Source organism: Sphingobacterium sp. UBA7631 (assembly GCF_002483935.1).
Lineage (GTDB): Bacteria > Bacteroidota > Bacteroidia > Sphingobacteriales > Sphingobacteriaceae > Sphingobacterium > Sphingobacterium multivorum.
Genome location: NZ_DLIX01000004.1, coordinates 330,069 through 349,671, shown reverse-complemented (window position 1 = coordinate 349,671; position 19,603 = coordinate 330,069). Strand labels below are relative to the sequence as shown.

13 protein-coding genes are annotated in these 19,603 nt (G+C 44.0%); 8 read left to right on the top strand and 5 right to left on the bottom strand.

Annotated elements, in window-relative coordinates; genetic code table 11:
- Positions 1 to 30: 30 nt before the first annotated feature.
- On the bottom strand, positions 31 to 510 hold the full coding sequence (locus B3P16_RS06200) for a hypothetical protein (RefSeq protein ID WP_286771094.1): 480 nt from the start codon (positions 508 to 510) through the stop codon (positions 31 to 33).
- 189 nt (positions 511 to 699) lie between these two features.
- On the opposite strand from B3P16_RS06200, the gene B3P16_RS06195 reads away from it, so the two are divergent.
- The gene (locus B3P16_RS06195) at positions 700 to 1,623 is read left to right on the top strand and encodes a hypothetical protein (protein WP_286841838.1); all 924 of its coding nucleotides are present in this window, start codon (positions 700 to 702) and stop codon (positions 1,621 to 1,623) included.
- A 51-nt stretch (positions 1,624 to 1,674) separates the two neighbouring features.
- Here the strand turns inward: B3P16_RS06195 and B3P16_RS06190 are convergent, their stop codons facing one another.
- Positions 1,675 to 3,135, bottom strand: coding sequence for a tagaturonate reductase (locus tag B3P16_RS06190; protein WP_286841837.1), 1,461 nt, complete (start codon positions 3,133 to 3,135; stop codon positions 1,675 to 1,677).
- A 190-nt stretch (positions 3,136 to 3,325) separates the two neighbouring features.
- Entirely contained in the window at positions 3,326 to 4,297 is a 972-nt protein-coding gene (locus tag B3P16_RS06185) for a helix-turn-helix domain-containing protein (protein WP_286841836.1), read from the bottom strand.
- A gap of 95 nt (positions 4,298 to 4,392) precedes the next feature.
- Between B3P16_RS06185 and B3P16_RS06180 the strand changes: the two genes are divergently transcribed.
- The gene (locus B3P16_RS06180) at positions 4,393 to 4,890 is read left to right on the top strand and encodes a transposase (RefSeq protein WP_286841835.1); all 498 of its coding nucleotides are present in this window, start codon (positions 4,393 to 4,395) and stop codon (positions 4,888 to 4,890) included.
- Positions 4,891 to 4,943: 53 nt separating this feature from the next.
- Here the strand turns inward: B3P16_RS06180 and B3P16_RS06175 are convergent, their stop codons facing one another.
- Positions 4,944 to 5,159 carry a hypothetical protein gene (locus B3P16_RS06175; protein ID WP_115050329.1) on the bottom strand — a complete coding sequence of 72 codons (216 nt, stop codon included), beginning with the start codon at positions 5,157 to 5,159 and terminating at the stop codon, positions 4,944 to 4,946.
- Between the two features lie 512 nt (positions 5,160 to 5,671).
- On the opposite strand from B3P16_RS06175, the gene B3P16_RS06170 reads away from it, so the two are divergent.
- The 3 genes from B3P16_RS06170 to B3P16_RS06160 all read left to right on the top strand — a co-directional run bounded on the left by B3P16_RS06170 (position 5,672) and on the right by B3P16_RS06160 (position 12,286).
- Entirely contained in the window at positions 5,672 to 8,779 is a 3,108-nt protein-coding gene (locus B3P16_RS06170) for a SusC/RagA family TonB-linked outer membrane protein (RefSeq protein WP_286841834.1), read from the top strand.
- A 15-nt stretch (positions 8,780 to 8,794) separates the two neighbouring features.
- Positions 8,795 to 10,399 (top strand): RagB/SusD family nutrient uptake outer membrane protein, encoded by a 1,605-nt coding sequence (locus B3P16_RS06165; RefSeq protein WP_286841832.1) that lies wholly within the window; start codon positions 8,795 to 8,797, stop codon positions 10,397 to 10,399.
- A 252-nt stretch (positions 10,400 to 10,651) separates the two neighbouring features.
- Positions 10,652 to 12,286, top strand: a complete 1,635-nt coding sequence (locus B3P16_RS06160) for an alpha-L-fucosidase (protein WP_286841830.1) — start codon at positions 10,652 to 10,654, stop codon at positions 12,284 to 12,286.
- Positions 12,287 to 12,291: 5 nt separating this feature from the next.
- Here B3P16_RS06160 and B3P16_RS06155 read toward each other — a convergent pair whose 3' ends face one another.
- A complete protein-coding gene (locus B3P16_RS06155) occupies positions 12,292 to 13,998 on the bottom strand; it encodes a trypsin-like peptidase domain-containing protein (RefSeq protein WP_286841828.1) in 1,707 nt (568 codons plus the stop codon).
- Between the two features lie 238 nt (positions 13,999 to 14,236).
- Between B3P16_RS06155 and B3P16_RS06150 the strand changes: the two genes are divergently transcribed.
- The 3 genes from B3P16_RS06150 to B3P16_RS06140 all read left to right on the top strand — a co-directional run bounded on the left by B3P16_RS06150 (position 14,237) and on the right by B3P16_RS06140 (position 19,570).
- Complete coding sequence (locus B3P16_RS06150; protein ID WP_046675251.1) at positions 14,237 to 14,824, top strand: RNA polymerase sigma factor; 588 nt, start codon at positions 14,237 to 14,239, stop codon at positions 14,822 to 14,824.
- A 65-nt stretch (positions 14,825 to 14,889) separates the two neighbouring features.
- Positions 14,890 to 16,086 (top strand): FecR family protein, encoded by a 1,197-nt coding sequence (locus B3P16_RS06145; protein ID WP_286841826.1) that lies wholly within the window; start codon positions 14,890 to 14,892, stop codon positions 16,084 to 16,086.
- A gap of 112 nt (positions 16,087 to 16,198) precedes the next feature.
- Positions 16,199 to 19,570: a SusC/RagA family TonB-linked outer membrane protein gene (locus tag B3P16_RS06140; protein WP_286841824.1), complete on the top strand. Its 3,372-nt coding sequence runs from the start codon at positions 16,199 to 16,201 to the stop codon at positions 19,568 to 19,570.
- Positions 19,571 to 19,603 lie beyond the last annotated feature (33 nt).

Below are 19,603 nucleotides of genomic sequence, written 5' to 3'. Positions count from 1 at the left end.
CAGTGAGTAGATGAAAAACGGTAAGAAGGATCACTTGGAGTCATTTGGCGTTAAAGTGCTGATTAATGAGTCAGCCTCCGCCTTTCCGACAAGCCTGGTGGATGATATGGTCTGCAATTTATAGCGGATATCCAACACTTTCGCTTGTATATTATAGCGAGTCATCACTTTCAGGACCTTGGTATATTGCCTCTTTTCGGCATCGTACCCGAAAGCGAAAAGATCCAGTTCTTCCTTGATGTTGCAGCCTTTAAAATAAACATTTTTCCAACGATGTCCTAAATTGCCGATGGGATTATACCAAATGATGGAAGAATCGAGGTTCCTTCTGCCCCAGCTATCGGGAATGGGATATAGGCCCAGTTTCTTACGCTGTTCATTGTAATGAACGCCATATTTTTCGGTGATACAGGTTTTGCTGAAATACGACCGGATGGAAGGATAAATGGGCAATAGAATAGCAATAAAAGATAGTACGACAAATAGATTCCGAAAAGTGGTCTTCTTCATAAGTGGTCTTTTGATGTTGCTAGGCTCGTATATTGTGCACCCTTATTGCATCTGTCTACAATGGTTTTCTTGTTTTCATTTTAAATATATTAAAAAATATGGAGTGAGGCGCTTCTAAAGTAAAATTAGGGCGATCAAAAACATTATGAAAAGGTTATTGTTGTAAAAAATAAGGTATAACCTCAGGTAATGAAAATAATTATTCTAACGCTTAGATCCTTTCTCTTTTTGTCCGTATTGCTGTTGACAGCCTGTTCGACCTTGATCAACAATGTTCAGGTAAATACGTTGACAACAAATTACTGCGCGCCAAATGTGGCCTATAGATCAATTCCAATACAGGAAATCACTGCCTCGGACAGTATTCAGTTAAGGAAAATCTTTTCTTACCATGATTTTGTGCTGATCAGATATCTCAATCTGGCAGAACCTATCATCCAGTATTTGGGTACTGCGAATAATGCTACGCTGAAATTGGCGGCCAAGCAAAAGATGACTGAAAGGTACATGCTGTTTGAGACAGAGCTGAATGCCATCGCAGCAGAGTTGGATTGTAATGGTGAGCGTATCGATAAGCTCGCAGGTTATATAGACGAACTGAATGCGAAAACGCAGACCCGTCTGACTGTGGCTTCTATACTACTGGGAGCCGTTACAGCTGTGACTGCAACCACGGTCAAAAATGATGGTCTTAACAATGGGTTGAGTATTGCTGGCGGGGTCGGCACCGCCATATTGGGATTTATGACACTAAACCCCAAAGGTAAAAGGATCAAGATGCAGCTGCAGCGAAATATGCTTGAAAGTATTTGGTATCAAAATAATAAGCAGCAGATCTACCCAAGCTCAGTTTGGGGAATTCTGTCCGAGAAAAAATTTAGTAACGCTGAAAATTTTTCTTTGATTGAAACAATGCGGCAGCGCTGGCTGCAATATGGTTTGGATGATGAACCGGATAGTCCCCGGCAGCAGCTTTATTTTAAGGATGGCGGAACTTTTTCAGCCGAGGAACTACATGATCTAGCCAATATGCACAATGAATTACAGGCGACCATTCGTTCCATTCAGCAAGATATGCGAAGTTTAATACTGGCCATTCATACACTGGAATGAGGTTAAGTCGTTTCATTACTGAAATGACTAGTCACATATCTAATTTTGGTCCTAGTGGGCGTTGATCTTTAGATATTTTTCAATTGCTTGCCCGATACTGTTGGCCTCGATAAATTCAACTAACTCCTGTACCAGGTTAGAAAATTCAGGATAGTCCGCGAATGATAGCTCCCAGATATCCTTATCGGACAGTAAGTCGTGAGTGGACTTTAAACCATTGATATACTGGCTCAGCTTGGGTTGGAGGTCGTCCTGAATAACAAGCCTTCCACTGGCGGCTTCACGAATGACCAGCAGATAAGCCGCAACACCAATGGCTAGACCCACTGGTGGTTTGCCCTGAAAAGAATACCATGGGGCGATCAGCGGAAACACACGCATTTTCATCTTGGTGGTATACTGTAAAGCAATAGCATGCCAGCGGTGGGCAAGAAAGGGATTTTTAAAACGGTCGATCACCGCCCTGCCAAACTCTTCCCATGCTGCTTGCTCAATATGGGCATAATGCTGTAGTGTGGGGCCGATTTCGTTGAAAAGAATATGGCGGATATACCGTTCAAACGCATGAACCTGAAAAAAGTCCTTCACATATTCTACAGAAGACAAAAGCGCGATGCCGCAGCATAGGGTGTGGGTGGCGTTTAATAAACGTAGTTTGATCTCTTTGTACTGCTCGATGTTGGCTACAAGTTTAACTGCAGGATCAATTGCTGCAAATGAAAGTTGTTTCTTTACGGTTTCACTGTCTGTTTCTATTGCCCAGAGACAATATGGTTCGGCCATAATGGCGAGTAGATCTTCATAGGGGAACTTGCTGCTCGAGATACTCCCTGGGACGATACGGTCGACGAGTGAATTGCAAAAGTGATTGGCCTCTTTAATCCAGCTGACAAATTCGGGATTAAGATTTTGCCGTTCAGCTATCTTGAGGATGATTTTTTTAAGTACTTGTGCATTGTCGGGAACGAGTTCGGTCGGGATAATAATAAGTCCTTTGCTTGGATCGCCGTTAAAATGACGGAATCTGGTATAGAGATAAGCGGTTACTTTAGCTGCAAAGCTTGCCGGAGGATTATCTCCGATGTCACCTTTATCTTCGACCAGACCCGCTTCTGTGGTATTGGATAGCAGGATTTCCATCTGCGGATTTGTAGCAGTTTCCAAAATTTCTGACCAGCTTTGCTGTGCCGACAATACCCTGGAAATGGAGGCATTTACTTGCTTACGATCGACAATCTTTCCATTTGAATAACCCTGCACGCAGAGGGTATATAGCGCATCCTGTGTATTGAAAGCTGAACTGTCACCTTGGGTAGTTGATTTTACAACCAAAATTCGTCCATTAAATAGCCCTGCCTGATTCGCCCGATGGATAAAATCATCGGGTAGTCCTCTCAAAAGGGAACCTGTCCCAAACTGAATCACTTTTTCGGGTAAATCGAAAATGGAGGAGTGGGGTAGATCTATATTGTGAACAGCTATATTAATCAGATTTTCTTTGGACAGCTTCATGTGGCGTAAGATTAGATTCTAAAAATCAAAAATGATGACGCAACTATTTATGACGCGCGCATATTTATCTAAGTACAAGTCTAACGGATCTCCATCTTATTTACAAATGAAAATAATCTAGCAGCCTTCATTGGTCGATATTGTACTATTTTTGGTCGATAAGCATCCTGTCTTCGAAAGGAATAGTATGCTACTTGACCTGGCTGGGACTGACCGCAAACTTTTTCTTAAATGCAGTACTGAAATGCTGCAGCGAACAATAGCCCATTTCAAATGCGATTTCAGTAACCGGTTTTTTACCCTCGAGGAGCTGGTTTTTAGCAAGCTCTAGACGCAGGTCGGAAAGATAAGAAAATGCAGTTTGATGGAATACTTCTTTAAATCCTCGTTTGAGTTTATATTCATTTAGACCGGCTATCTTTGCCAGTTCGATCAGCGAAGGTGGTGATTCCATATTTTTGACTAGATAATCGCGTGCGAATATAATCCGTTCTCTATCGTGGTCATATTTGAGGTAGGCGGAGTTTGAATGTTGGATAGTATTGAAGGACTCTGCTTGCAGGACAAGTAATTCAATGGTCTTCGAAAGAAAAAATAACTTTTTGAGATCGGCAGTGTAATTACAGTTCAAAATCGAATGAATGCAGTTCAGTTGGGATAGATCGATGTTCAAATTGGCTTTGGAAAATAGGATGGGCTTCCCTGCTACAATGCTATCGGCAAATCTTTTGAGAGATTCGTTTCCATTTTTTGATATATCCAAAAAAGCATCCTTCTGGAATTGGATCATAAAGGATTTCATTTTTAGTTCATCAAACCTCATTTTACCGGAAGCCTGTGTGCCGTAAAACAAATTGTGCTGATTTTTTTTCAGTTCAAAAGCACCATTCATCCCATCCTGTTGGATCGATGTGCTCCCTTGCAGGTTAAAATGCATGCTCACCAGTTCGGTATCGCCTGTCCAGTCAAGTTCAGCGGGCCTGTCAAGGTTGGCTTCAGCATACAGGATTTTGATCCCATCAAAAATCCACTGTTTTGACGAGAGCTCACCATTAGATAGCTTGATTTTAAAGACCTCATCTTTAAAATCACTGCCCTTAAAGCTTTCTTCGTCAAAGGCCATTTTAAATGGCTTTCCTTCGTTGGTGAATTCAAATCCCATGGTTCCCTAATTTACTAGTTTTACTCCTTTTTTTGCAAGTTGATGCGATGGAAGCGAGGTAGTTTTGTATAGAAAATTAACGATAATTCCTCAACATGCAAAATACTTTTACATTCTCCAAAGCTACCCATTGGCTATTTTATTCAATCTGTGCATACTTTCTGATGAATGGCGCCCAGCTTTGGGAGACAGCACTCATGGTGCCTGCGTGGACAGTAGCGCCGCCTTCTTCCCTGATTGTTTTTCAGAAGCCATATGCCCTGGATTTTAAGGTTTTCTGGATTGTCATGCACAGCCTACATGAAATTATCTTTATCGTCGCTTTATGTTATAATTGGAAAATAAAAAAGCGCCGTTATTTGATGGTCGCCGTGTTTTTGGCCCATCTGAGCGTTCGGATTTGGACCTTGATCTACTTTGCACCCACCCTGATGGAATTTCAGCGATTGCCCTACAGTGATACCGTGGACCAGATCCTGAAAGAGAAAGCCATGCAGTGGCGCAATCTCAATATTGTGCGTGTGGTACTATTTTTTATGCTCAACTTTTTACTGATCTGCGGATTAAAAATAAAAGGTAACAGCAATGAATAAAAATGCAATTATAATACGTGTCGGAGCCGTCGGAACTATACCGCTGAAAAATATCAGACAGCAGCCTCTTCTTCCTGTAACCGATTAGTTTGTTGTCTTTTAATATCTTTGATGCCTTTACTCCCCAACCATTCCATAAAATGATCGGGATTGTCCGGTATAAAATGGATTACCTGACCATTTTTAAGAAGTAAAGAAAATATACCGCAATTAGCGATGAATTTAATGATTTCATCAGAACGATGTTTCAATAGTGAAAAATATTCCATTAAGTTTGGTTCGTTTTTTTTCTTTAAAAAATAGGTTGGGTAAGATTACCCAAAATATGCGTTAAATGGTTAATTCAATCGATTGCATAAATCAATTCAAAGATGTGAAATATAGTTGATATTTCTTCAAAAGATGAAAAATTATGAGGGATTATTTTTTGCGTTAAATTGTTTTTCGTAGCGTGCTGATCGCTGCATTTTTATAAGCCTTCCCGAAAGGCTTTTCCCATAGACTTGCTGTTTTCGTTCGAAAGGTTGGCTTTGAATCTTTAGCTAAAATCAATTAGAGATGTCCTTGATAACAGGTTTTAAACATTTTTACCCTTCTTTTAAATATTCGTTGCAAAGCGATCTTACCGAAACTTCTAGCTTTGTTTTATAACCAATTGGCGAATAGCTGGCTCATTCGAATGACTGATCCGACAAAGGGAATAACGAATAACCAATTTGTATAAATAAATAACCAAGTTCTCGCCTCTCGGGGCAAAAAGACATTTATCTCAAAAAAGATTATGAACAGAAATTATGTGTCTTCTTTCTTTTGTTTTCCTAAAGAAAGGAATAGGAAAGTGAAGTGGTTGTTAATGGCTTCCATGTTAATGTCCATTGGACGACTGTCTGCTCAAGAAAAGGTGATCCATGGAAAGATCGTAAGTGATCAAGGAAAACCCATTATCGGGGCGTCGATCAAAGTAAAGAATAAAACCCTCAGTACTTCAACCAATGAGAAAGGCGAATTTGTACTCAGGCTCAATCCGGGTGAAATCCTAATTGTATCCAATGTGGGTTATAATCAGGCAGAATATGTAATCGGTAATTCTTCGGAAATTAGTATCCCGCTTGTTGCCGCAGAAATTGCGGTGGATGAAGTGGTTGTTGTGGGCTATGGCAAACAGAAAAAGGTGGATCTGACCTCTTCAATCGCTGTTGTGGACACCAAAGATCTGGTGAAAGTACCTGGAGGTACAATTGCTACGCTTCAGAGCGCCGTGCCTGGAGTGCAGGTAACCAATGGCGCTATCCGTATCCGTGGCGTTGGATCCATTAACGGAACCGATCCGCTCTATGTCGTGGATGGGATGATCGGCGGAGCTATGCCGGATGAAAATAATATTGCCAGCATTCAGGTTTTGAAAGATGCCGCATCAAGTGCCATCTATGGCTCCCGTGGGGCCAATGGCGTTATTTTGGTCACCACAAAACGGGGTAAAGCCGGAGACGTGAAGCTCGATTATAATGCCTTCGCCGGCATCAAAAATATTTCCCATAATATACCTCTGCTGAACGGACAGCAACTGGCCGAATTGATTAATGAGGAAATGTACAATAAGGATCCCTCGCGCAAAGATTATCTGGCCGCGCTGTCTAAACCCTCCGACATCGGGCAGGGGTATAATATGATGGACGAATTGCTGCAGACGGGCAATTATCAACGGCATAATCTCTCGGTTTCCGGCGGATCTCAAAACGCCAATTTTCGGCTTAGCGGTATCTATGCGACAGACAAATCCATTATTATTCAAGATAAAAATAAGTATTATGGCGCCCAATTTATCTCTGATTTTACCAAAGGAAAACTCAAGATAGGCGAAACCCTTTCCTTAGGTTACACCCGCCGCAACTGGAGCGACAAAAATATCATCGATGCGCAAAAGTGGTCCTCGACATTACCGCTCTACGATGCCAACAGCAGCACTGGTTTTGCCGGAGCTGGCAATGGAACGGATGTGCAGAGTGCATTGGCAAATGCATACCTCAATAAAAACGTCAATGACAACTTTTCGGTAAACGGCAATGCCTGGGCTACTTATGAGATCATCAAAGGACTGGTATATAAATTTAACATGGGCATTGATCTTAGCCGCATACGCAATGAAGGCTATATTGGTAATTACTCCGTTGGTCAATATCAGAACCATAATCCGGATGAACTTAATATTTCCAGCAGTCAGAATAACCGCTGGTTGTTTGAAAACACGCTGACTTATGAAAATAACTTTGGTAAGCATGCGATTTCGGCTTTGGCGGGAATCACTTCAGAAGAATCCCGCTATAATGCTGTCAATGCTGGGGCCCGTGCTTTGCCGAGTCCGGATGTTTTGATCCTTAATTCGGCATCCCTGGCGAGTTCCCGTCTTGTGGGGTCAGGTGTGGGACAGTCGGCCATGTATTCCATGCTGGGGCGTATCAACTATAATTATGACAATCGTTACCTGTTGACCTTTAACATGCGGCGGGATGGATCGGCCAACTTCAGTAATCAATACCGCTATGGAAATTTCCCTTCGGTATCTGCAGGCTGGCGCATCAGCCAGGAGTCCTTTATGAGAGCGTTTCCTGCAATAAGCGAATTGAAGCTCCGAGCTAGTTACGGGCTTCTGGGTAATTCGGATATTGCACAATATCAGTATCAACGGACGGTTAGTTTCGACCATGTCTGGTATTACCTGAACAATGTGATGGTCACGGGGGCTCTGCCACAGACTCCCTCGAATCCGAATGTAAAATGGGAAAGTCAGTATTCAACTGATCTTGGTCTCGATCTGGAGCTTTTTGATCATAAATTGGCTTTGACAGTTGATTACTATAATAAAAAGACCGAGGACATGCTGATCAATGTACCCATTTCGTTTACCGCAGGCTATGGTAACAACTTTCCCGTGCTGAATGCCGGTAGCATACGGAATCGGGGCTGGGATATCCTGGCTTCCTACAAAGATCAGGTCGGTAATTTTGGCTATCGTATCGGCGCCAATATTTCTTTTGTGAAAAACCGCGTGCTGAGTCTGGGCAACAATAATGAAATTTTATGGGGAAGTATCTCTCCTGGGGGTGAAAACGTCACAAGAACAGCAGTTGGTCGTTCGGTAGGGGAATTTTGGGGCTACACCACCAACGGTTTATATACCAGTCAGGCACAATTGGATGCTGATAAAGCTTTTGCACCCCATGCAGCATTGGGCGATGTACGCTTCAATGACCGAAATGGCGACAAGGTCTTAAATGATCAGGATAAGGACTTCTTGGGAAGTCCGATACCTGATTTTAGCTATGGTTTCAATGCTGACGTTAACTACAAGAGTGCTATTGGTACCTTTGACCTATCGATGATGTGGCAAGGAAGTCAGGGAAACGACATCTATAACAATAGCCGCTACTGGGGCGAGGGGATGTATCATTACTACAATAATTTTGCGTCAACGCTTGATCGCTACCGCGCAGAAGAACTTGTCTTCAAAAATCCCATATCCGGTGAAACAACCATCTATCCCAAAAATACAGATACCAATATTCCACGTGCTGTACTCGGCGACCCGAATCAAAATTTAAGGGCATCCAACAGGTTTGTGGAGGATGGTTCTTATCTGCGGCTCAAAGTCGTCAACATTGGTTACAGTTTTTCGAGTCCGAGACTTGAACGTTGGAAGATCGACCGACTGCGGTTTTACGTAGGCGCAAAAAACCTACTGACCTTTACCAAGTATTCAGGTTATGATCCTGAAGTGGGCTCGGGCGATACACGCTCCAATCTAAGCCGTGGTATCGATGGGCAAACGCCTTGGGGGTTGAGCTTTCCAAATTCAAGAGAGTATTTTATGGGTATTCAATTTACATTCTAATCCCTTATTGACATCATGAATAGAAAATATATAAAACTTGCAGCTGCTGCATTGCTGATACAATTTTCAAGCTGCAAACCGAATCTGGATCTCTCCAACCCGCAGGAATTGTCGACAGACACCTATTATAAAACAGCAGATCAATTGGAAAATTCGGTCATACCGGCCTACCAGGCACTGATCGGCCGCACACAGGGTGGATATGCGCGCAGTTTGTATTTCGAGCTCTTGGCTCCTGGGGATGATTATAATCATACCTTCAAATGGGAACCCATGTATCAGGATACCTACAATACCCCTGCGAGCGATGGGATGGCAGCCCAGACCTGGAGAGATTTTTGGAACGGGGTGTTTGCGGCTAATTTAGCCATCGATCGGATTCAGAAGTTTGAAGGCGAAATAGACCAAAATAGAAAGAATAGACTCTTGGGGGAAGCGTATTTTTTGAGAGCGCTGAACTATTTGCACCTGAGCATGTTGTTTGGCGAAACCATTCCGCTGATCAATAAACCTGTCGAGACCAACGAAGATTACTATCCCGGCAATGCACAGGCGGGGGCCGTATATGCCCTAATCGTGGATGACTTTAAGAGGGCCTCGGAATTGTTGCCAACGCGGGCAGCACTCTATGCCGATAGTAAAATGATCGGTCGGGCAACCAAAGGTGCAGCACAGGCTTACCTGGCTAAAACCTACCTGTACAAACCGATTTTGGCAAAAGGACAGGCAGCGGATTTTGCAAATGCCGAGATTCAATTGAAAAGCGTTATTGATAGCAAGGAATATCAGTTGATGTCCGCATACAGCGATAATTTTTTGGAAAAGAAAGAGAATAATCAAGAATCGGTTTTCGAGGTGCAACTTTACAATGGCCCGGGTTGGCTAGGGGACGATATATCGAGTTCATGGCGGTGGCAGGAAATCGGTATGTTTGACGGAACGGGTGGAGCCTGGTGGAATCTGGCACCCAATAAAATGGCCCATGATGAATTTGAAGAAGGAGATCCCCGAAAATATATGACGCTTTGGTGCGAGAATGGTGCAAAGTTTACGCAGCTGGACGGTAAGGTCACGACCTATACGGACTGGATGAAAAACCTGGCGACCAATAAAGATTTCTTTGGTACCCGGAAATATTGTCCGGATGTTCAGATCGCTGACTTTGATAATGGCAACAATGATCGTATTTTTCGCTATAGCGATGTGCTGCTGCTTTATGCGGAATGTCTCAATGAACGTGGCGATATCGCCGGAGCGAAACAATACATCAACCTGGTGCGTAAGCGCGCCAATAATATCGTTCCCGATGAGCAGCCACACCTATGGTATCAAAAATCCAATGGAACAATTCCTGACGTAGATGGGTTGATCGCTCAGGGATTAGTAAAAAACGGCGTTCCTTTAAATACGATCAAAAATATTATCGTGCATGAGCGATTTGTTGAATTTTTGGGTGAATATCAACGTTATTTTGACCTGTTACGGTGGGGGATGGCCAATCCAAGCTGGCTGGAACCTTTAAAAAAAGGGGGCTGGTCTACCAAAGCAATGTTCTATCCTTTTCCACAGTCGGAATTGGACAATAATAAAAATTTGAAAGGCAATGATATGAACAATTGATCTGGGAAAATAGATGTTTTTATTTATTCATAGTTAGTGTTAGGTGGAGGTGTCCTTTTTAGGGCACCTTTTTTTGGTTCAACTGATCAAAAAGAATCCTGTGTCGATATTGTACTAGTATTGATCGATTATGTAGTTTCTTTCCTGATCCAATACAGGTATTTTTGGTATTCAAGTAAATAACAAATTATAAACCGGATGCCTTTGTCGTGCAATTTGTGTCGAGGCATTCTGATCGAAGATCATTGTATAATGGACAGAAGAACAGCAATTAAGTTTCTCGGTGCAACTATTCCGACGCTTTTCCTTGGCAAATTTAGCGCTGCACACACCTATTTGGGAAGAGTACCTTTTCATCCCGACTGGCGCTCACTTGAAAATTATCAGGTACCTGATTGGTTTAGGGATGCCAAATTTGGTATATGGGCACATTGGGGCCCACAGTGTCAGCCGGAAAGGGGCGACTGGTATGCACGCGGTATGTATCAGGAAGGATCCGATCAATACCAGTATCATCTCGAAAAATATGGACATCCTTCCATTTTTGGTTTCAAGGATGTGATCCATCAATGGAAAGCCGAAAATTGGAATCCGGAAGAGCTGATGGACCTCTATAAAAATGCCGGTGCCCAGTATTTCATGGCCCTAGCCAATCATCATGATAATCTGGATCTTTACAGCAGTAGCCACCATCAATGGAATAGCGTCAATGTTGGCCCCAAAAAAGATATTGTAGGCGGCTGGGAGCGTGCTGCCAAAAAACGAGGACTCAAATTTGGTGTGAGCGTTCACGCAGCCCATGCCTGGACCTGGTATGAGACAGCGCAACGAAGTGATAAAGCCGGAAAGTTTGCCGGAATACCATACGATGGGAAGCTGACAAAGAAAGATGGCGTCGGAAAATGGTGGGCAGATTACGATCCACAGGAGCTCTACGCTCAGGATCATGAGCCTAGTTTAGATAGCAAAGACGACAACACGGTTCATCGGCAGTGGCATTGGGATGTCGCCTCCGGCGTGAGCGTACCGCATAAAGCGTACTGTGAAAATTTTAAAGCGCGCACCCTGGAACTGATGGATAACTACAAGCCCGACATGGTTTACTTCGACGATACGGTACTGCCGCTTTATCCAATCAGCAATGTTGGACTGGAGATCGCGGCCGACTTTTATAATAAAAGTATGCAGGCAAACAAAGGCAAGGTTGATGTGGTCATCAATGGTAAAATCCTGAATGAACAGCAACGGAAATGCCTGGTATGGGATATCGAACGGGGACAGAGCAATACCATTGAACCGCAGCCCTGGCAGACCTGCACTTGTATAGGTTCCTGGCATTATGATCGCCGGATTTATGAGAATAATCAGTATAAATCGGCCAAAACCGTCATTCACATGTTGATTGATGTAGTTAGTAAAAATGGTAATTTACTATTGAGCGTACCCTTGCGCGGCGATGGTTCTATCGACGACAGGGCGAAGGAAGTGGTACAGGGCATAGGAAGCTGGATGGCCATACACAAAGAAGCCATCATTGGAACGCGTCCTTGGCGCATTTTTGGTGAGGGACCCGCACAAGAGGAAGCTCCAACATTGCATGTGCAGGGCTTCAATGAAGGAAAAGGTAAAGCTTTTACCGGCGATGATGTCCGTTTTACGACAAAGGGAAATACAGTGTATGCCTTTATTATGGGAACAACGACCGGAACGCAGATTACAATCAAGTCATTGGGCCGTTCGAGAGGCCATACGCGAAAGGTCAGTCAGGTAGAGCTGCTCGGAACGGATGATCGAATTTCCTTTCGACAACTCGACAATGCCCTGCAAGTATCGCTACCCGACGACTTCGTTCAAAACAATATTGCGACAGTATTAAAAATTACCTGATAACATCATCTTTTTGAGCTGCTAATGAGGTGTTGCGCTTTGGATAAAATGTCCAGAATAGTATCTCGGGGGATAGCAAGGCAAGCTGTATGACTAAAGCGTGCAATATTGAGTCCTATAAAATTGCCTTCGCTGTCGATGATCGGACTTCCGCATTCGTCGGCATGAATGCGGGAATCGTGGAGAAATACACGTGGAAAATTATCCCTGCGCGTTGATTTTCCTTTGGGAATGTGATTGGCGGGATGTGGGTTTTGCTGCACTGCCCATTTGGACAGAATGACCTGGGTATGTAGTGCCGTCACCCCGCGACGGAATTGAACTGCTAGTGTATCGCCTGCAGAAAATTGCTGCATGGCAGCATTGATTTTGAGGGCACTTGCAACATCCTGGCCGTTTAATGCCATGATTTGATCTCCAATACGAAGTCCAGCCCGTCCTGCAGCACCCATACTGTCCACTTTTGTTAAGGTTGGAAGACCTGCAATCTCCTGCATCTGCGCATCGAACGTGCCCGGAATAGGTATGCGTGGAAAGGTTCGCGGCGGCATGCCTAGGACACCGCTTTTACGTTTAGTGTCTGCAAGCAGCGACCACAGCTTTATACCGAGTAACGAATCAGGAATGGCTAGTCCGGTGTTCGCCGATACAGTGATTGCCGGAAATTTATGATCACTTATAAGTGCGATCAGGTCGTTTTCTTCATCTCTAAGCAGGATCTTCAAAGCATAGGTGCTGTTGCGAAATTTGGCCATTGGCGCAGCGCCAATCTGGCTACTCTTGGATACTATCACCTGCTCGTTGTTTGCCAGATTAAATGCGGTGCCTAATATATGCATGCTATCTCCCTGCAATGTACTGTGGATAGGGATAGACTGAATATTTGTTTTGGGATCTTGTGCCGGTTTTTTGCGTCCCAATACCATAAGTTTTTTCGATAAGGGATCGCTACCGATTGAATCAGTAGCAGTGGGGTAACTGTTTATTGCAACCGAATGGGTCAGCGAGCTCCAATAGATGCGATAGCTGTTTATAGGTACTTCAAAATTGATGCCCTCCGCAGCATCGATACGACTATGTAGGCCAATTACGCGGCCTAAGGCGTCAAATAATGGACCGCCGGAATCACCGGGCTCCATAATACTGCTACTTTGAATAAAACCGTAGTCATCCATTTTTTTTAGAATGCGCCCAGTGCGGAGAAAAGGGATGTTGAAGGGCAGGGTTTCGGGATAGGATAATCCAAAGCAGGGTTGCTTTTCGGCGATGGATGACGACCAGCCCATTTCAGCAAAGGGCCAAGGACCTTCGCCCTGCATCTTCATCATCGCAATATCGGGCAAGTTGCTCTGTTGATCGACGACCAGTCGTCCGAGCGCTTTGGCAATACCCTGCTTGCCATCAGGAAAAATCACCCGATAAAAATTACCCGGCTTGGTGGAATGCGCGACCGTAAGGATTGTTCCATCCGAGCGCACGATGACTCCACTGAAAGGCGCACTGTTTTGTTGACTGCTCACACTGTCTATACCATACATTTTTATGGAGGCCGCTAGCGCTCGGTCAATAATAGATCTCGGTATCTCGCGTTTCGCGGTCTGCTTGTGCTGCGCTAAGCAGTAATTGAAGCCTGTGATCAAGCACAAAATTGTCCAGATAACGAGGTATCGGAAAAAGGTGCTATCAGAAATTTTGTTGGAGCAAGGTGTCATAGGGCAAATAGGTTGATTTATTGGATTAGGTTTTGCTTTAAAAAGCGACAGCTCAAAGGTAGGGCATTTGGCAACGAAAAAACAAGGGTAGGGAAACAGTTCTGAATAAATTACTGACCTGAGCTTGTTTTTTATGTGCTTGGCTGAAAAATTTATGGCTTGATGAGGTAAATGGTGAAAATTAATTTAGTTATCTTTAACCACGAAAAGATGAACTGCTAGCTAAACCGATCTACCAATGAACTATACGAGCGAAAAAGAGCTGCTTGAAGATTTCCTCAACGGGGAGGAGCAGGCTTGTGCGCATGTATATAACCGTTATTTTAGTCGCATTTGTTTATACGCATCGAGCTTTGTGGATGAAAGCAAAGAAGCTGAAGATATCGCCGAGGAGGGATTTCTCCGCTTATGGCAGAGCAGACGGCGTTTTGAAAGTTTATCACATCTGAAGGCGGCGCTTTATCAGGCTACGCGTCATGTAGGCATCAATCACCAGACCGCTCGGCAGCGAAGATTGAATCGAGTCGATAGTTATGTGGCACAACAGGAACAGAATCAAAAATCTTATCTACATGAAATTGTGTATACCGAAGCCATGGCCGAACTCTACGAAGCCATTCAGAAGCTGCCACCCAAAGCACGTGAAATTATACAGCTGAGCTACCTCGAAGGCAACAGCAATCAGGAAATTGCGGATCTATTGCAACTAAATATTCAAACAGTAAAAAATCAAAAGTTACGTGCCCTAGGCCTGCTACGCCAACATTTAAAACGCGATTCCTTTAATTATCTACTCTCATTGATCGTCCTTTTTGGAAAAATTTAATTTTTTTTAATTGTCTTTGGTACTTTTTTAAATCGGCGTGGTATCTATAGATGAAATAGCGTAAAATGGACCCTAAAGAAGAAGAAAAACTTATCCGTATCAGTTCGCTTGTCCTCCGTGAAATGCGGGGAACGCTCAGCGGCGAAGACCGTCTTTTTTTGGAACGCTGGCTGCAAGAATCCGTGATGAACAAACAGATTTATTGGCGTTGCCTGGATAAGGCGCAGCAACGTGAGGCTTATGCCAGTCTACAGCATTTTGAAAAGCAACGTAATTTTGAGTCGATAAAAGCTAAGCTTTCCTTTCGTTCTTCAACTAAAAGGTCCGGGCTGCTGCAGCGTCTATGGCCTTATGTTGCTGCCGCTAGTGTGCTGTTAGCACTTTCGGTTGTGTGGTATTGGAATCAGGATAACAGCCGGCCGGTTCAAACCCAATTTGAGGCTGTAAATGACCGCCTTCCGGCTTCCCATCGGGCGATTATAACACTCTCAGATGGTAGACAATATGCTTTGGATAGGGGCGAAAAGCAAGTCGTGATCGATGGCGGAGGTATACGTTATAACGATGGTCACGAAGTGGCGTCGATCGATGCAGCGGTATCTGCCCGGATAGAAACTCCGCGTGGTGGTACCTACGAGGTCACTTTGCCCGATGGCACTCAGGTGAAGCTAAATGCTGGGACTACACTTGCTTATCCGACGGTATTCGCGAAAGACAGACGCGAGGTCAGTCTCCAGGGCGAGGCCTATTTTGAAGTTGCAAAACGCAAAGATCAACCCTTTATTGTGCACACCAAAAATCAACAGGTGAAGGTGCTTGGAACGCATTTTAATATCAATGCCTATCCGACAGCAGCACAGACAAAAACAACCTTGCTGGAGGGAAAAGTACAGGTAAAAGAATTGATCAAAGGCCAAAAAGTAACCTTGCTCCCCGGCGATCAGTCGGTCAATGCCGGAACGCAGCTTACCAAGCATCCGGTCAACATAGCGCAGGAAATGGCTTGGGTATATGGCAAATTCAACTTTGACGGAAAATCACTTCGGCAGGTCATGGATGAACTGTCTCAATGGTATGCGGTTGATGTGATTTATAAAGGCGATGTACCCGATGTTTCCTTCTTCGGGGGAACATTCAGAACGAGCAAGTTATCAACGATCCTAAAAATATTAAAAGACCAGGATCTGTCCTATCACTTGACGGACGATGGGAAACTCATCATTGAAAAAAATAATCCTAAAGCACAGAAAGGAGGGCAGTAAAGAACGTAAAATTATACTTGACCAAACGATATGAATTAACAAATTGGGCAGTGGATCTTGTCATCTATGCAATCGATCCTGCAATCTAACCTAACTAAACTAACTAGAATTAATGAAATTAAGTTGTTTTTCACAAGCGACCAGACCCTTTTTATGGCTCATTTTGGCTGTCTTGCTACAGCTGGGTCATAAGGTAAATGGGCAAACCGTAACCTATGCCGGGCGCAATGTTCCACTGATGGATGTGCTGCAGGTGGTCAAAATTCAGACGAACTATGAAGTGCTCGGAGCCAAAAAGATATTGGAGTCGGCGAAGCCAATTTCAATTAAAGCGGACAAAATGCCGCTTAAATTATTTCTTGATAAAATTTTAAGTCCGCAGGAAATCGGCTACACGATTGAATCGAAGACGATTTTCCTGGAAAAAAAAATAAGTCCACGGAAATCCGAGCCCAAAAACCTCCCCCCGGTAGAAAAATCATCCCAAAAACAGATTCGCGGACAAGTCCTTGGGAGAGACCGTACGCCGCTTTCCGACGTGAACATTTCACAGTTGGGCAATACCATCGCAGTGGCCGATAAAGAGGGACGCTTTTCTTTTGTCGGTACAATGCAACCGCTTACATTAAGTCGGGTGGGCTATAAAAACTACACACTCGCCTTGGTCGAAAACAAAGATGAGTATAGTGTAGTGATGGAAGAAGAAGCGAATGCACTAGAGCAGGTCGTTGTTACCGGTTATCAGATACTAAAAAAAGATTCCTATACCGGAACTGCTATTACCAAAAGTGGTGATGAACTACGGCAGGTCAATCCGCAGAATGTGCTGCAGGCCATGCAAGTGTTCGATCCATCATTTAAATTGCTCGACAACAATCTTGCTGGATCCAATCCCAATGCTTTGCCAAATATCAATGTGCGTGGATCTTCTTCATTGCCCACCGGAGGGAATGAAGTGCTGCGAAGGGATAATATCACGACCACAATCAATATGCCGGCCTTTATATTAAATGGTTTTGAAGTAAGTGTACAGAAGGTGCTCGACCTGGATATGACCCGCATTGAAAGCGTCACGATCTTGAAAGATGCTGCTGCAACCGCCATATATGGTTCGAGAGCGGCCAACGGTGTGATGGTCATTACGACCAAAATGCCCAAGGACGGTAAATTGCAGTTGACTTATACGCATGAGAGCAATGTGAATATGCCCGACCTGACCGGATATGATGTTTTGCATGCTGCTGATAAATTGGCCTATGAGAAGCTGGCCGGGCTGTATGATGCCACGATTCAGCGGCAGCCACAGGATGCCTTGGATGAACTGTATTATCAAAAGCTGGCCAATGTCCTTGGCGGTGTGGATACCTATTGGCTGTCACAGCCTGTACGGACTGCGGTTGGGCAAAAGCATGGCCTTTATCTGGAAGGTGGTTCGGAGACGTTTCGTTATGGCGTGGACATGCGTTATCAGACCAGGCCCGGTGTGATGAAAGGATCGGGAAGAAATCAATATTCGGGCGGATTAAACTTTAGCTATAACCTCAAAGGTAAATTTAGATTTCAGAACGAGCTTGCCGTAACAGTGGTCGATGGACGTGAATCTCCCTATGGAAATTTTGCAGATTATGTCAGAATGAATCCTTATTACCGCATGACAGATGATCAAGGAAATATAATACAGGAGGCCGATGTATGGACAAGGGTAGCAAATTCGGGAAGTGCACAACGGGAATATGTCTTGAATCCACTTTACAATGCGACGTTGAATAGTTTCAATAAACTGGGATATACCGAATTGCTGAACAATTTCTCCGGTGATTTTGACCTCAGCAATGGACTGCGCCTGCGGGGACAGGTGAGTTTGTTGAAACGCTTGAATACCGATGATAATTTCCGCTCGCCCTTAGCCAATGATTTTTATTTCTATCCTACAGCACAAACAGATGAAAAGGGTAGTTATACCAGCTATACAAATAATGAATTGTATTGGGATGCAAACATACGGCTCAATTGGATGCGTACGATTGATCTACATAGCTTCAATGTGGTCGGGGGAACCAATATCCGGACGGAAAGCTATGATGAGCGTTCTTTCAAAGCGATAGGCTTTCCAAATGACCGATTTACCAGTGTGGGATTTGCCAAAGGATATGCTGAGAATGCGAGTCCTTCGAGTAGCTTGGGTGCCTCCAGGCTATTTGGTGCCTTTCTCAGTGCTAATTATTCGTATGATAACCGTTATCTGATGGATGCTACCGTCCGTATTGATGGCTCCTCCAAATTTGGGTCCAACAAGCGTACTGCTCCATTTTGGTCGACGGGGATCGGCTGGAATATGCATAAGGAAAAATGGTTTGCCAAAAATGTGGTCAGCCAGTTGCGGCTCCGTGCTACGATAGGACTGACGGGGTCTGTACAGTTCGATCCTTACATGTCGCGGACAACCTATAGTTATGATAAGAGTAATTGGTATTCCTCAGGGTTGGGAAGTACGGTCCGTAATTATGGCAATGAAAATCTGACCTGGCAGAAGACCCAGAGTACCGATGTCGGTCTTGATCTTGGACTTTGGCACGATCGTCTGACACTTTCGCCACGCTACTACCATAAGATTACCCGAGATATTTTGGCCGATATCAACTTGGCACCTTCTACGGGATTCAGCTCTTATAAAGAGAATCTGGGCGATCTTGAAAACATAGGATTTGAACTCAACGCCAATTGGATTGCCCTTAAAAAAGAAAAATGGACGCTGAGTCTATTGGCAAATTTGGTACGGAACAGAAATAAAATCGTACGTATTTCAAATGCACTGAAGAGCTACAACGAACGCGTCGATGAAGCACAGCAGGGGAGTGATTTAATGGCCGTACCCTTGCTTCGCTATAAAGAAGGTCAGTCGTTGGACGCCATATATGCCGTCCCTTCCTTGGGGATAGATCCGGAAAACGGCAAGGAAGTGTATATCAAAAAAGATGGCACATTGTCGTATGACTGGGATGCACGGGATATTGATGTCGTCGGAGTGGCCACACCAAAAATGGAAGGATTTTTCGGCGGGACACTACGCTATAAGCAATTTATGATGGTCGCTTATTTCCAGACGCGGATAGGAGGTAAAACCTATAATCAAACCTTGGTAGACCGTGTCGAAAATGCCGACCCGCGTTATAATGTGGACAGTAGAGTCCTGGAGGAAAAATGGAAAAATCCTGGCGATGTGACCTTTTACAAAAGCATACAGGATCTGGGGCAAACGCGGGTATCCTCGCGTTTTATCATGCCTGACAATTTATTTGCCCTGCAGTCACTGAATCTTTCTTACGATGCTGGAAAAGCGCTGTCGAAAAAATTGGCGCTATCGAGCCTGCGTGTTGGACTTGTTGCAAATGATATTTTTCGTTGGTCTTCGGTGAAAGTAGAACGCGGAATTACGTACCCATTTGCCCGCAGTGTGACTTTTACCCTACAGGCAGGATTATAAAAGATGGTAAGTATCATCCTACGGATGGAAAAA